Origin of the sequence: Neobacillus soli NBRC 102451, from assembly GCF_001591665.1 — a bacterium.
Lineage (GTDB): Bacteria > Bacillota > Bacilli > Bacillales > Cytobacillaceae > Neobacillus > Neobacillus soli.
Genome location: NZ_BCVI01000094.1, coordinates 1 through 14637 on the forward strand (window position 1 = coordinate 1; position 14637 = coordinate 14637).

General features: G+C 38.8%; 12 protein-coding genes. 1 reads left to right on the top strand and 11 read right to left on the bottom strand.

Annotation, left to right across the window (positions count from 1 at the left end; translation table 11 throughout):
• Positions 1 to 708: 708 nt before the first annotated feature.
• Complete coding sequence (locus tag BSO02S_RS28695) at positions 709 to 876, top strand: hypothetical protein (protein ID WP_425320371.1); 168 nt, start codon at positions 709 to 711, stop codon at positions 874 to 876.
• 64 nt (positions 877 to 940) lie between these two features.
• On the opposite strand, the gene BSO02S_RS25015 is transcribed toward BSO02S_RS28695, so the two are convergent.
• The 11 genes from BSO02S_RS25015 to BSO02S_RS25065 all read right to left on the bottom strand — a co-directional run bounded on the left by BSO02S_RS25015 (position 941) and on the right by BSO02S_RS25065 (position 13665).
• Complete coding sequence (locus tag BSO02S_RS25015; RefSeq protein ID WP_066074452.1) at positions 941 to 1621, bottom strand: FadR/GntR family transcriptional regulator; 681 nt, start codon at positions 1619 to 1621, stop codon at positions 941 to 943.
• A 205-nt stretch (positions 1622 to 1826) separates the two neighbouring features.
• The gene (locus BSO02S_RS25020; protein ID WP_066074455.1) at positions 1827 to 2807 is read right to left on the bottom strand and encodes a 2-hydroxyacid dehydrogenase; all 981 of its coding nucleotides are present in this window, start codon (positions 2805 to 2807) and stop codon (positions 1827 to 1829) included.
• Positions 2808 to 2883: 76 nt separating this feature from the next.
• Positions 2884 to 4239, bottom strand: a complete 1356-nt coding sequence (gudD, locus tag BSO02S_RS25025) for a glucarate dehydratase (RefSeq protein WP_066074483.1) — start codon at positions 4237 to 4239, stop codon at positions 2884 to 2886.
• 111 nt (positions 4240 to 4350) lie between these two features.
• Positions 4351 to 5820: an alpha-ketoglutaric semialdehyde dehydrogenase GucD gene (gene gucD, locus BSO02S_RS25030; protein ID WP_066074458.1), complete on the bottom strand. Its 1470-nt coding sequence runs from the start codon at positions 5818 to 5820 to the stop codon at positions 4351 to 4353.
• Positions 5821 to 5829: 9 nt separating this feature from the next.
• The gene (gene kdgD, locus BSO02S_RS25035; RefSeq protein ID WP_066074459.1) at positions 5830 to 6762 is read right to left on the bottom strand and encodes a 5-dehydro-4-deoxyglucarate dehydratase; all 933 of its coding nucleotides are present in this window, start codon (positions 6760 to 6762) and stop codon (positions 5830 to 5832) included.
• A 108-nt stretch (positions 6763 to 6870) separates the two neighbouring features.
• Entirely contained in the window at positions 6871 to 7884 is a 1014-nt protein-coding gene (locus tag BSO02S_RS25040; protein ID WP_235847010.1) for a mannonate dehydratase, read from the bottom strand.
• A gap of 123 nt (positions 7885 to 8007) precedes the next feature.
• Positions 8008 to 9054, bottom strand: coding sequence for an ABC transporter ATP-binding protein (locus tag BSO02S_RS25045; protein ID WP_066074486.1), 1047 nt, complete (start codon positions 9052 to 9054; stop codon positions 8008 to 8010).
• Positions 9041 to 10057, bottom strand: coding sequence for an ABC transporter ATP-binding protein (locus BSO02S_RS25050; RefSeq protein WP_066074465.1), 1017 nt, complete (start codon positions 10055 to 10057; stop codon positions 9041 to 9043). Before BSO02S_RS25050 ends, BSO02S_RS25045 begins: the two co-directional genes overlap by 14 nt.
• Positions 10054 to 10989 carry an ABC transporter permease gene (locus tag BSO02S_RS25055; protein WP_235847011.1) on the bottom strand — a complete coding sequence of 312 codons (936 nt, stop codon included), beginning with the start codon at positions 10987 to 10989 and terminating at the stop codon, positions 10054 to 10056. The genes BSO02S_RS25050 and BSO02S_RS25055 overlap by 4 nt, the downstream gene beginning before the upstream one ends.
• Before the next feature lie 58 nt (positions 10990 to 11047).
• Positions 11048 to 11998: an ABC transporter permease gene (locus tag BSO02S_RS25060; protein ID WP_066074469.1), complete on the bottom strand. Its 951-nt coding sequence runs from the start codon at positions 11996 to 11998 to the stop codon at positions 11048 to 11050.
• 95 nt (positions 11999 to 12093) lie between these two features.
• Positions 12094 to 13665, bottom strand: a complete 1572-nt coding sequence (locus BSO02S_RS25065) for an ABC transporter substrate-binding protein (protein WP_066074474.1) — start codon at positions 13663 to 13665, stop codon at positions 12094 to 12096.
• Positions 13666 to 14637 lie beyond the last annotated feature (972 nt).

Genomic DNA, 14637 nt, shown 5'->3' on the forward strand with positions numbered 1-14637 from the left:
TTTCTAGCAGCTCAGCCAACATGGCTGACCTAATATCAGGAAAATGGACGGACTAATATGCAACAAACGGCGTTCTTTAGTTGCATATTTGGAGGAAATTGCGACGGAGAGTTCTCCATCATTCTATGAAGGACTAATCCCTATTAGAAAGACTGCGTTTTGTCCTTCATCAAGCATATGAAGGACTAATCTCTATTAGAAAGGCAGCGTTTTGTCCTTCATCAAGCATATGAAGGACTAATCTCTATTAGAAAGGCTGCGTTTTGTCCTTCATCAAGCCAATGAAGGACTAATCCCTATTAGAAAACACAACGATTAGTCCTTCATCAAGGCTATGAAGGACTAATCCCTACTAAAAACACAACGATTTGTCCTTCATCAAGCCTATGAAGGACTAATCCTTACTAAAAACACAACGATTTGTCCTTCATCAAGGCTATGAAGGACTAATCCTTACTAAAAGACCTCGATTTGCCCTTCATCAAACCATTGAATACAAGTAAGTCGCACTTGACCCAATATGTGCATCAACAAATCCAAACAAGAATGTCCGAGGAGACAGTGGACCTAAAAAAAATTGGGACAAGGAGCCTGTCCCCTCGTCCCATACTAATCTTCGACAAATTTCGGGGCGTGACTAGGCACCGCCCTAAACTTACCACAAGCATTGGCTTGAAAGAATTCCCTCTGCCTTCAAGGAAAAAAAGATTGTCAAAATTAATGAAGGAAATCGCAGATAATAACCAAAAGTCCATCTTCGGCTTTATGAAGGACTTTTCAGTAAAGGGATCAGCCGGTGAGAAAAAAGCACATTTACACAGTGCAAACGCAAAATCTCCAGAACAAGTAACTGAATTTCTGGATACTCAAAATTAATAAATAATCGCCAAATGAATAAGCCCTTTGAAACTTTTACTGCCGTTCCAAAGGGCTTCTTTTCTCATAATCCATCCAGTATCTTTTTTCTAACATAGCTTAAATGTCTATACATTTGGTTGAAAGCTTCATATGGATCTCTTTTTTTTAACGCCTCATAAATAGCTAGATGGTGCTCAACCGTAATATCCGGTTCCCGGTAAGTGATCAAATTATCTGTTTTTTCATGCGCTATTAAAAGCGAGTCAATCATCCCTTCGATAACAGGGTTATTTACACTTTGAGCAATCAATCTATGGAATTCCTTATCTAAACGACCGTAGTCTCCAGTTGAATTTTCTTTAATCAAATCATTCGTTTGTTTAACTTTTTCAAGTTGTTCATCTGTTATCTTTTCGGCAGCCATTGTGACAAGTCCCAGCTCTAATGACATTCGTGCTTCAATGACAGCTGGAATATTGTTAATAGATAAGGCAAGCATCACTTTAAAAGGACTGCTTCCAACTCGATCATTTATAAAAGTGCCCTCGCGGGGTCTTCTCGTTATTATTTCTAATGTTTCCAATGAACTAAGTGCTTCTCGCAGTACAGGTCTGCTCACGTCAAACTGTTCCATTAATGTCATTTCGGCAGGCAGTTTATCCCCTGGATTCAGCCGCCCATTCATTAGTAGTTGTACAATTTGTTCCAGCACTTGTTGCGAAAGGGTGCTTCTTTTGACCGTATCCACATGGTATTCCTTCATTCACACCCCTCGTTTCTTATTCTAAACTCAAACTTTTATCTTGTTTTCATTATACACCAAAACAATAGAATTGACATTACACCAAAAGCAATTTTGTTAGTAAATTCGGTTCTTGATTACGTATATAATAATGGCCAATATTATATACGTAATCCATTCACGAAACCAATCTTTCCAGTTACTATTATTGTTGTTGCGTTTGTAGTTATGCTTGATTGCTTATTAACTTGTTTAATACATTATCAGGATTTTCACCCGCAAGCACTTTTATAAGGGAGTCTGCTGCTAACATACCCATTTTAATTCTTGTCTCTTTAGTCCCTGATCCTATATGCGGCGTGGTAACGACGTTCGAAAGATTCAACAATGGATGGGCTGCATTAATCGGTTCTTGCTTGTAAACGTCGAGTCCAGCCCCGCCAATTTCTTTATTGATTAGTGCTTGGACTAAAGCATCCTCATCTACGACAGCACCCCGCGAACCATTTACAAAAATGGCATTTTTCTTCATTAGTTTAAATTGATCTGTACTATACATATTCTTTGTCTCTTCGCTAAGGGGAACCATGTTACAAACAAAATCAGAATGCTTCAAAAGATCGTTAAAACTACAATACTGTGCATCATAAGTAGATTCAATATCCTCATTACGGCTTCTATTGTGATAAAGAACCTCCATACCAAATCCAAATTTTGCTCGTTTCGCTATCGCTTTTCCAATTCCGCCCATCCCAACAATCCCTATAACTTTACCATGAACATCGTATCCAAATAATTCTTCTCCAAGTGTCGCATCCCACTTTCCATGCTTTACGTATGCATCCAACTCTGGAATTCTTCTGGCAGCGGAAAGCAGTACCCCAAACACTGCATCTGCCACTGTTTCGTTCAACACACCTGGCGTATTGGTCGCCACAATATTTCGTGTTGTTAACAGATCTAAATCCAAATTATCATATCCAACAGAAATATTGCTTACAACCTTTAATTGTGGACATTTGTCCAGTAACTCCACGTCCACTTTTAAACCGGATCCCAGCAACGCATCTGTATCTTTAAGATGTGATAGGAACTGCGGATAAGTCGATTCATTTAATTTTTCAAAATAGACAACCTCACACTTTGTACGTAAATGGTCTAAAATTTGTGGATCTACTTTTCTATAAACGATTACTTTATGCATCATCCAATTCCCCCTCATAGTAGGAGCAACGTTTTCCATTGGTCCATGTTACCTATTTATCGCTCAAATACAGTTTAATTTATCGCACTAAGCAAGGACGCTTACTATTAAATTTCCACCCTGGAATTAAGTACTGCATAGCTATAGAGTCATCACGAGCCCCTAGTTTTTGATCGACATATAGTTTATGCGCCTTTTCAATTTGTTCCATATCCATTTCAACACCTAATCCCGGTGTCGTTGGAACATCGATTTTGCCATTCTTTATTTGAAGTGGTTCTCTCGTTAAACGTTGACCATCCTGCCAAATCCAATGTGTGTCAATTGCCGTAATCTTGCCAGGAGCAGCTGCCGCAACATGGGTAAACATAGCAAGGGAAATATCAAAATGATTGTTCGAATGAGATCCCCATGTCAAACCCCACTCATAGCACATTTGCGCTACTCGAACAGAGCCCTGCATGGTCCAAAAATGCGGGTCTGCTAACGGGATATCAACAGCATGCTGTTGGATTGCATGCCCCATTTGTCTCCAGTCCGTGGCAATCATATTGGTTGCCGTCGGAAGTCCTGTTGCACGACGAAATTCTGCCATTACTTCACGCGCTGAATACCCTTCCTCCGCTCCACATGGATCTTCGGCATACGCGAGTACGTTATGCTGGTTTTTACAAAGTCGAATGGCTTCCTCTAAAGACCAGCCACCGTTTGGATCAAGCGTAATCCTTGCATTGGTGAACCGTTTTGCGAGTGCAGTAACTGCAGCCATCTCTTCTTCACCGGCAAGAACCCCACCTTTCAGTTTAAAATCATTGAAGCCGTAACGTTCAAAAGCTGCTTCCGCAAGGGCAACAATCGATTCAGGTGTTAACGCTTCCTCATGTCGTAATCTAAACCACTCGTCTTTCGAGTTCACATCATTTAAAAAAGATAAATCTGTTTTGTTTCGATCACCGATATAAAATAAATAACCAAGCATTTCAACACTACTTCGCTGTTGTCCTTCTCCAAGAAGTTCAGCGACAGGTACTTGGAGAAATTTCCCCAATAAGTCAAGAAGTGCAGCCTCCAATGCCGTTACAACATGGATTGTCGTCCGCAGATCAAATGTTTGTGCCCCACGTCCGGCTGCATCCCGTATCGCAAATTGATTTCGAATTTTGCTTAATATGGAATGGTTTGTACCGATAGAAGCACCAATAACAAACGGTTTTGAATCCTCCAGCGTCTGACGAATTGCTTCACCTCCAGGTACTTCCCCTACTCCAGTATTTCCATGATTGTCCTCAAGAATGACAATATTTCTTGTGAAATACGGGCTATGAGCACCACTTAAATTCAACAACATACTGTCGTGACCTGCTACGGGAATGACAGTCATCTTTTGAATTGTTGGAGTACTTGATTTTTTTTGGTCTACATTAAAATTTTCCATATTTGAATTTTCTTTCGTCGTATTGACTAACATCAAAGAGTTCCCCCCTAGTACGATATTTTAGCAAAACGAGGAGTTAAGCTTTTCATCGCATAACCCCTCCAATGTTTCTTATTTAATAAATACTGTTTTGATAGAAGTATAGAACTCGATCGCAGCTCTACCTTGTTCCCGAGAATGAGAACTAGATTGCTTCATGCCGCCAAAAGGTGCCTGTAGTTCAACACCTGCACTTTCCGCGTTGATTCTCACTAGACCTGCATCCATTTCATTAATGAACGAAAGCATATGGCTGATTTTAGTAGTAAAGATGGAAGCGCTCAGTCCGTACTCAGAGTCATTTGCCGTCTCAAGGGCTTCCTCGATGGTGTCTACTTTCATAAGTGCAAGCACAGGTCCAAAAATCTCTTCTCGTGCAAGGATCATTTCAGAAGTTACGTTTTCAAACACTGCGGGTTCTACGTAGTAACCATTCAATCCGTCGTTCTCGTTAAGCTGATTTCCGCCGAAAAGTAATGTAGCTCCTTCTTCTTTCCCTTTTTTGATATAGGAAAGAACTGTGTTTAACTGTCCTTCACTTACACTAGGCCCCATCCATGTACCTGCATCCATTCCGTCACCAACAGTTATTTCAGCGACTTTTTGGAGTAGCTTCTCTTTGAATGGCTCATAAATCTCTTTTTGAACAATGACGCGACTGGTCGCTGTACATTTTTGACCCGAAGATTTTAATCCCCCACTTATTGTCGCTTCCACTGCCAAATCGAGATCTGCGTCATTCGCAACGATCACAGGATTTTTTCCTCCCATTTCAAGTTGATATTTAATACCTCTTGAAACAGCGATTTGTGCCAATTCTTTTCCGACTGTATTAGAACCTGTGAATGTAATGGCATCAATATTACGGTGGGCCGCCATTTCCGGGCCAAGAACGGAACCAGAACCAGTCACTAGATTGACAACCCCTGCTGGAATACCCGCATCATGTAAACACTCGATTATTTTTGCACAAGTGATGGCCGTTTCGCTCGCCGGTTTAATGATAACCGAATTCCCGTATATAAGTGCCGGCGACATTTTCCAAAGCGGAATGGCTACAGGGAAGTTCCAAGGTGTAATAACGCCAACAACCCCGAGTGGTACTCTCGTTGTAAACATAAGTGCTTCACTATCAGAAGAAGGGATTACCTCACCAACAGCTCTCATTCCTTCGCCGGCATAATAGCGTAGAATAGCCACACCACGCGCAGTTTCTCCTTTTGCTTCTGCAAAGGTCTTACCCATCTCTTTCGTCATTGTTGCAGCAACATCGTCAATTCGCTCCTCCAAAATAGAAGCTGCTTTCAGTAAATAATCACCACGTACACTTCCTGCAAGTTTACGCCATGCTTTTTGAGCTTTTTTTGCAGCTGTAGCGGCTTTGTCGAAATCAATGGTTGATGAAAGCTGGTAAGATCCGACAACTTCACCTTTTTTTGCAGGATTTTTACTTACTCCCGTTTTTTCTGATTCAGAAGCAACCCATTCTCCGTTAATATAATTTAAATATGTTTTGGTTTTCGTTTCAGTAGTTGTAGTCATAAGTTCCTCCTATTTTACCGGTTCAGCATGTGCCGGATACTTTTCAAATGCCTTTTGAATGATTACCTTTAACTGTTCGTAATGCTCCTTCTCAACTGGTGCTACCGGGGGTCTAACATTCGTTGAAACAGGAAGGCCAACAATATTCATACCTGCTTTAATAAGGGATACTGCATAACCATTCTTCTGTTTTCGAATACGATGAATCGGCAAAATCACATTTTCATATAACTCATTTACTACTTCTTTATCTCCCTTCAAAAGGGCATCATAATACCTTGCTGAAATATGAGGAATATAGTTTGAAATAGCTGATGAATAGGAAGTAAATCCTAGATTTACATACGCTTCCATTGTGATTTCGGCTAATGGCATTCCATTAATCCATGCAAGACGATCTCCTATTAGGTGTGTAAACTCGACATTCAATTCCATATTTCCAACACCATCTTTAAATCCTACAAGCTGAGGTATTTCACATAGTTTTTGTAATGTCTCTAATTCTAAAATACAATTATCACGCTGATAGACAATCGCGTTTAAATCTGTAGCATTAATAATTTTACGCAAGTAATTGTAGAGGCCGTCTTGGGATGGATTTATTAGGTAAGGCGGTAAGATTAAAAATCCTTCTGCACCAAGTTCTTCTGAAATTTTTGCTTGCTCTAAAGCATGTGAAATATTACCGCCGACTCCCGTGTATAAAGGCACTTTACCTTTCGTTTTCTCGACAGCAACTTGAACCATTGATCTATATTCTTCATTGCTAATAGCATGTAGTTCTCCTGCTCCACACGCTACAAATACGGAAGATAATCCCTCTTCAACTAAAAATTCAATATTTCTGCCGAGTGCATCTAAATCCAATTTCCCCTCTTCATCCATCGGTGCTACTGGAAACCCTAATATCCCTTTCGGTGCCTTCCTATTCTTTACGCTCATCTATACTCCACCCTTTCAAGTTAGTAACCTATCTTTATATGTCTTATTGTAAGACAATAATAATTATCTGTCAATTACTTTTCCCTATATTCTGATAATTATAGATACTTACTTTCCTTCGAACTCATTCAATGCTGCTAACAATGCCTTAATATATCCGATCGAGTAGGCAAATCCCATACTGGATGCCTTCCAACCAATAGTAGAAAATGCCCACTTATCATCCAAATCTGCAACATCTCCAGCCAATATAGGTACATGATCCGGATTGATACAACCGTCGTAACCAACTTTTCGAAGCTCAAGTAACAATTTGAACATATTTAAATCACCGTCATCCAAAAGAGCTTCTTCAAATGCACCAGCTGTTGGCAAACTCCCTCTCACATTACGGAAGTGGACTAAAAAGATTCTCCCTTTTCGGCCAAAATGATTAATTTCATCCAATACTAAGGAACTTCCACCCGCTTCAGCTCTTGTACCTATACAATAAACAAGCCCTACATTTTTATTTGGAAAATCGTCAATGATTCTATGTAGACCTAACCCTCCAAAAGGTGAATCCGGATGAGGTGTATCAGAAGGATGCATCGCAATTTTCACATTGCAATCCTGGGCAACTGGAACTAACTCTTTATATGCACGTTGGAAAATACTCCACCATGTTTCTAATTCTTCAAGTGTGGGCGTTTCAGTTTTCTCATTTAGAAGCCCTAAACTCTCCCCTCGTGAAATCGCTCCTCCACGTTGAATGGCTTTGTAACTTTGGGAACGGCCATAAAATACATCCCCTGCAAACCTTTGTCTCACAATCTCGATTCCCGCTTCTCCAAAGACCTTGACTGCATTAATAGAATTTTCTAGTTCTATTTCACTTCCCGGCAGGTTTTGCATGAAGTTTTCGGTAAAGTTCGGTAAAGTAACTCGATTAATATCCATTCCCCAAGAACGAATTCTTCTTTTTAATTGCAGTAATGTATCAAAATCAGGAAAGCCTTGCTCCTTTACTCCAGCAAAAGAATGACCCACTCCAAAATCTATACAATCTACCCCAAGTTGAGACATTTGCTGTAAGTCCAATTCCGTTAAATCTGTTGTATTGACAGTTACTGAAACTTTCAAGATCTAATAGCACCCTTTCTCTCTTTACGCTTAAATTGCACAAATCGATTTCCTTCATTATGAAGACGCTCACAATAGAAAAAAAGGCTCGTAAGATTTATTAAATAATACTAAAAACAGCTACTAGCTATAGAGATGACATGCCACATGGTGATCACTAGTCATTTGCTTCTTCTCTGGGATGACTGATTTGCATCTCTCCTCAGCAAGTGGGCATCTTGTATGAAAAACGCAGCCTGATGGCGGATTCAACGGAGACGGCATTTCACCCTTTAGTATAATTCTCTCTTGATTTCCACCCAATTTCGGTTCGGGAACCGCAGATAAAAGAGCCTGAGTATAAGGATGTAACGGGTTCGAAAATAATGTTTCAGTAGGTGCTTCCTCTACTAAGTTTCCAAGATACATAACACCAATTCGATCAGAAATATAACGAACAACACTCATATCATGTGAAATAAACAGATAGCTTAACGATAACTCCGTTTGTAATTTCTTTAACAGATTCAGTACCTGAGATTGTATGGATACATCTAAAGCGGATACAGGTTCATCCATGATTAAAATTTTAGGATTTAAAATAAGTGCCCTTGCCAGGCCAATTCTTTGTCTTTGACCACCGGAAAACTCATGTGGGTATCGATAATAATGTTCAAGTTGTAACCCAACTTTATCTAATATTCCCATGACCATTTCTATTCGCTCTTTTGCATGACCAATATTATGAATAACTAACGGTTCCTCTAATATTTTTCCAATTCTTTTTCTAGGATTGAGAGAAGAGTAAGGATCTTGAAAAACCATTTGTATATCTTGCCGCACTTTATTTAACTCTTTACCGGAACTCTTAAAAATATCGCTTCCATTATATAAAGCCTGACCATTTGTATGCTCTGTTAACTTAAGCAGTGTCCGTCCGGTTGTGCTTTTTCCACATCCCGACTCTCCTACCAGTCCATACGTTTCACCTTTATACAGTTTGAAAGAAACATCATTCACTGCTTGAACAAACGTTTTTTCTTTCTTAAAATCTAGCAAACTTCTTTTTACAGGAAAAAATTTCTTTAAATTTTTTATTTCTAATAATGTATCTTTCACATCATTTTCTTTCCTAATTTTGGACTCTTCGTTACTGATCACTTCCAAACCACTTGATTCAAGTGCAAACATGGACATCTGCAGCTACCTCCTGTTTAGCAAGAATTTGTTCGAAGTTCCAACACTTTACTTTCTGTGTTGGCGAATATTCACTAACGGGCGGTGAAGAGGTACGACATTGTTCGTCTGCAAATTGACATCTAGTTGCGAATCTGCATCCGATAGGTACACGCGTCAAGGGAGGAACAGTTCCTTCAATTGTATGCAGAGGCTTTGTTCGATCACCATCCAACTGAGGGATCGATTTGATAAGCCCTTGGGTATAGGGATGCAAAGGTCTTGAAAATAATTCTTCTAAGCTTGCTTCTTCTACCACTTCTCCCAAATACATGACGATTACCCTGGAACATAACTCAGCAACTACGCCTAAGTCGTGTGTGATAAAAATGATTCCCATGTCTAATTCGGTATTTAGGTTTTTCATTAAATCTAAAATTTGCGCTTGTATAGTTACGTCTAATGCTGTTGTTGGTTCATCGGCAATTAACAATTCCGGCCGGCAAGCAAGTGCCACAGCTATCATCGCTCTTTGTCTCATCCCACCAGAAAGATTATGCGGATATTCCTTTGCTCTCTTTTCAGGTGAGGGAATTCCTACAAGTTGCAGCAGCTCTATAGCTTTTTGCTCGGCAACTTTTTTACTTACTTTTTGATGTAAAACAATCGATTCTGAAATTTGACGACCTACAGAGTGGACCGGATTTAACGTGCTTAGAGGATCTTGGAAAATCATAGAGATTTGATCTCCCCTAACCTTGTTCATCTGTTTGTTACTTAGAGTAAGAAGATTATTTCCTTTAAAGTTAATCTCTCCTTCAAATTCTACGGTCCCCTCTTCGAATAATCGAAGAATGGTTTGGGACATGACACTTTTTCCACATCCGGATTCACCAACTACCCCAACAATCTCTCCCTTTTTAACATTGAAAGACACACCATTCACAGCCGTTACGAGTCCCGTTTCTGTATAAAAACTTGTTTTCAAGTCATTTATCTCTAATAGTAAGTCGGTCATACTGCTCTCTCCTTCTCACTTTTTCTAGTACGCTTTCTCTTAATCTTTTTATAATGTGGATCCATGATATCTCTCAAGCCATCCCCTAAAGAATTAAGCCCGATGACGGCTAAAATAATCATCACACCAGGAAAGACGGTCATCCACCATGCATTAAATATGACAAGCTTCCCATCATATAAAATATTCCCCCAACTTGGAGCCGGAGCAGGAATCCCAGCACCTAGAAAACTTAAAGCGGCTTCAATAATAATAGAATCAGCAAAAATAAATGTCGCCTGTACGATTAAAGGAGAAAGTACATTAGGTGCGATGTGAAGCCAAATTATACGGGAAGAACTTGCTCCTTGAGATTTCATCGCTTCTATAAATGTTTGCTCACGAACAACGATTGCAGCAGAACGGACAATTCGGGCTACACTTGGAGTAAAAACGATACTTAATGCAATGATGACATTTTCAACTTTCGGGCCCAGTGCTGCCATCAGTGCAATCGCTAACAATATTCCGGGAATAGCCATTAGACCATCACATATTCGCATTAAAATATTATCCAGTCTTTTATAATAACTAGAATATAAACCTATTGTTAAACCTACGACAGAAGTGATTAACGCAATCGATACCCCAACACCTAATGATGATCTAGAACCATGAATAATACGGGATAACAGATCTCTTCCGAAGTTATCCGTGCCTAGTAAATGATTTGCACCGGGCGCTTGAAGACGATTATTTACGGTCATTTCATACGGACTGTACCCAATTAGAAATGGGCCTACAACACTTAAAAGTACTAATATTGAAAGTATGACTAATCCAATCATCAAAGAATAGTTAGAAAAAAAGCGTTTTTTAAGTAATTCTTGTTGTTCTTTTTTTAGTTTTTTCCTTGCTTTTGACAAGGCCAATGTACTCTCTTTAACTTCCACAATATACCTCCTTACTATTAACAATCGGTATTTCAATGACTTACGACATTTACATCTTCTAGTTTTCTTCTAATCGAACACGAGGATCAATTACACCGTACAGTATATCAATCAGCAGATTGATCATTACATAACTAAATGTAACGAAGAGTACGACTCCTTGTATGACCGTATAGTCCCGTTTGGAAACCGAATTAATGATGAGAGATCCTATACCTGGTATATTAAAAATGGTTTCTGTTACAACTGCTCCCGTTACTAAGCCCCCAAAGGTAATTCCAATAACCGTTAGAATGGGCAGAAATGCATTTTGTAAAGCATGGTTGAAAATGACTCTTTTTTCTACTACCCCTTTTGCTCTGGCCATTTTAATATAGTTTGTGTTTAAAACCTCCAACATAGAGGATCTAGTCATTCGTGCGATTAAAGCAGCTTGAATCGTTCCTAAAGAAATGGCCGGCATGATTAAATATTTAACATGATTCCATAATCCACTTTCTAATGGACGATAGCCTGCCACGGGTAACCATTGCAGTTTTACGCCAATGAGTAAAACTAAAAACAAAGCAAGTAAAAAGCTCGGTATAGCCATTCCCAACAATGAAATTCCCATAACTGTTTGATCCGTTGCAGTGCCTCTTCGAACAGCTGCAATAATTCCAAGTGGAATGGCAATACATAAAGCAACGATTTCAGCAAGAATGGCCAGTGACAATGTTGGCCCTATATGACTCATAATTGCCTCATTTACCGACATATTCATGTGATAGGATTGACCCAGGTTTCCCGTTGCAGCTTTTTTTACCCAATTCAAATATTGTTCATATATAGGTAAATCTAACCCAAGTTGAGTTCTGGCAGCTGCAAGCTCTGTCTCTGTAGCTTCCTCCCCCAACATAAAGGAAGTAGGATCTCCCGGCGTTATATGAATAATCGAAAATATGACAATAGACACAATGAATAATACTGGAATAAGCGATAAAAGCCGCTTGATAATATAAGCCCACACGATTGATTACCTCCTTTTAAACAACGATTTCTAAATTACGACTACCCTATTTCAAAATAGGGTAGTCGTATCTTGATTGAAATAATAACCAAAGACTACTTAGAGTTTGCAACATTCCAAAAATATAGTCCGTCTATATCTTCTAATTTTGAGACTGATTTACGCGATGCGAAAAGCATATCTCCATCTCCAAATTTTATAGCCGGTTTATAATCCATGAACCAAGTTTGTAAATCATCGTACATCGCTTTTGCGTCATCTAATGTTGGAGCCTGGCGCATTTTCGTTGTAATTTTATTTAGTTCTTCACTATTTGTCCATCCATAATAGTCTGACCTTCCCCAAGCAAGAGAAGTTGGTTCTGGTTTCCCTTTGTTTGAGATAATCGTAATATCGTAGGCACTCGGATCATTTCCCATTTCCGTATAGGTCGGCCAATCATACACTTCTAATTTTACATTTACGCCTATATTTTTTAGTTGCTCCTGTACAACAATAGCCGCATTATACATTGGATCTAAATCTCTTGATGTTAACAATCTAAGCTCTTCGCCATTATAGCCAGCTTCTTTAAACAATTTCTTTGCTAGTTCCTTATCTTGAAAACTATATTCCTTTTTACCAACTTTGGTATTCCATTGTGCTTCCTGATTTCCCAACATCACGTGGTGTGTTGTTTTATAATAGTCAGGGTTAACAAAAGCTGCTTTTAACACGTCTTTTTTATTTAATGCAACAGACATGGCATCCCGGGCTGTTTTATTTGTAAAAAGACCTTCTTTTTTATTGAAGTATAATAATAGAATTTCCTTAGGTACACTGTGCATATTAATTTCCTTATTAGAAGAGATTTGGTCCGCGTTATCAATCGGAATCTCCATAACCGCGTCATATTCCCCAGATAAAATACCAGCAACTCTAGTTGAAGAATCAGGAACAAAAACAAGATAAAGATCATCTACCAATGCTTCTTTTTTTCCTGCTAAACCATCTTCAGGTTCTTCACGACTTGCATAATCATCAAATTTCGTTAAAAGAATATGTTGATTTTGCTTCCATTCTTTGAATTTAAAAGGACCTGTGCCTATATATTCATCCACTTTTTCCGTTTCATGCCCCTTAATAACTGATGCAGGCATGATACTCGGCGATATTGCGCCAGTGTAACCGAGAACAAGTGTGGCAGTAGAAGTTGGTTGTGCCATTTCTAATTGGACAGTGTACTCATCAATTTCCTTGAAAGATGCGCCTTTAAATGTTTCTTTTCCTGAGGCAGAAAGCTGTATCCAACGATTCATAGAAGCTACTACGTCTTCTGCTTTCATTTCCTGTCCATTATGGAATTTAACACCTTTACGTAATTTGAATTCAATTGTTTTTCCGTCTGCTGATACCTCATATGATTCCGCAAGCATTGGTTGAACTGCACCTTTTGAATCTAAAGTGAGGAGTGTTTCAAAAATATTTCTACCAATAATGGATGCAATACTAGCTGTATTTAAATGTGTATCTAAATTAGATGGTTCTGAAGGGATACCTACTCTCAGTTCTCCCCCTTTAGTAATCTTCTCTTTAGTACCCCCCCCTGACGCTTTATCATCAGAACACCCGGAAAGCAAAATTAGCAACATACATAAGAACAATCCGAACTTACTCATTTTCTTCATCGAAATCCCCCTACTCAATTTGGTTTATTAAATAACACGAATCATACTGCCATTCCCTTTAGCGAATGTCTTCTTTAATCAGCTTTTTGTTAACCACCGCCTTTATAATGAACACTCCTTTCTTTCCAATAATGATGAGTACGCTTACAATTCCTATTAAAAATCAAAAAATGATGCGTGCAGCACTAGATTTCGAATAAAAATTAGACTTCTTTTTTACCCAAAATGACACAGTTGTATTTTTTCATTCATTCTCCTTTCTCAACTATAATAAATGAATATTCAGACACATTTATTATATGTCTTATTGTAAGACAAGAAAATGATCGGGTCAATATAATTTTTAAAATATTTACACATTTCAGAACTCTATTCTATTGCACAAAAAGGAATATTACATAGGCTAAGTCTAACATTACGTTTTTAAATGAGGGGAATAGGCGTAAGCACCAGTATTGGCATGTGAATTCAAAGGGGAGCAGGCAGCTATATAATAACCAAATTTCAGTACCACCATTATATTCACAGCCCCAAATACCCAAACTTGGAGGAATAAATGGTCTTGGATTCCCGAGGTTTGAAGTGGTCGGGATGACATTGGGGTCAGTCCCCCGCTATGATATCACTTTAAAGCAGCGGGGGACTGACCCCAAAATTAAGGAGAACAGCCAGCGAGTAACGAAAAAGCCTTCGTTTCCCCTCCTTTTTAAGCTCATTCCTCATCAAAATTAGGAGAAGACAAAAAATGATAATAATCCCGTTCGTCAAGAGGTGTTCTACTGAAAAAAGACGAAACGAATCAAGTTTTGAATGAAATTGAAAGTATGCTTGCATATTAATTACCCCATTAATTGAGCTGAAATTTTTGATGATTTCTTAGTTTGAGGTAATTTTATCCAAGACTATACCTACCTGTGTGATATCGAGACTGGATCCATGTCCTACTAGGGGATTAAGCGGAAATGTAGAACC

Bases quoted from the DNA above. Each gene is read 5' to 3' on its own strand.
- BSO02S_RS25015 (WP_066074452.1), bottom strand. From the start codon at position 1,621: ATGAAGGAATACCATGTGGATACGGTCAAAAGAAGCACCCTTTCGCAA.
- BSO02S_RS25020 (WP_066074455.1), bottom strand. From the start codon at position 2,807: ATGATGCATAAAGTAATCGTTTATAGAAAAGTAGATCCACAAATTTTA.
- gudD (WP_066074483.1), bottom strand. From the start codon at position 4,239: ATGGAAAATTTTAATGTAGACCAAAAAAAATCAAGTACTCCAACAATT.
- gucD (WP_066074458.1), bottom strand. From the start codon at position 5,820: ATGACTACAACTACTGAAACGAAAACCAAAACATATTTAAATTATATT.
- kdgD (WP_066074459.1), bottom strand. From the start codon at position 6,762: ATGAGCGTAAAGAATAGGAAGGCACCGAAAGGGATATTAGGGTTTCCA.
- BSO02S_RS25045 (WP_066074486.1), bottom strand. From the start codon at position 9,054: ATGTTTGCACTTGAATCAAGTGGTTTGGAAGTGATCAGTAACGAAGAG.
- BSO02S_RS25050 (WP_066074465.1), bottom strand. From the start codon at position 10,057: ATGACCGACTTACTATTAGAGATAAATGACTTGAAAACAAGTTTTTAT.
- BSO02S_RS25065 (WP_066074474.1), bottom strand. From the start codon at position 13,665: ATGAAGAAAATGAGTAAGTTCGGATTGTTCTTATGTATGTTGCTAATT.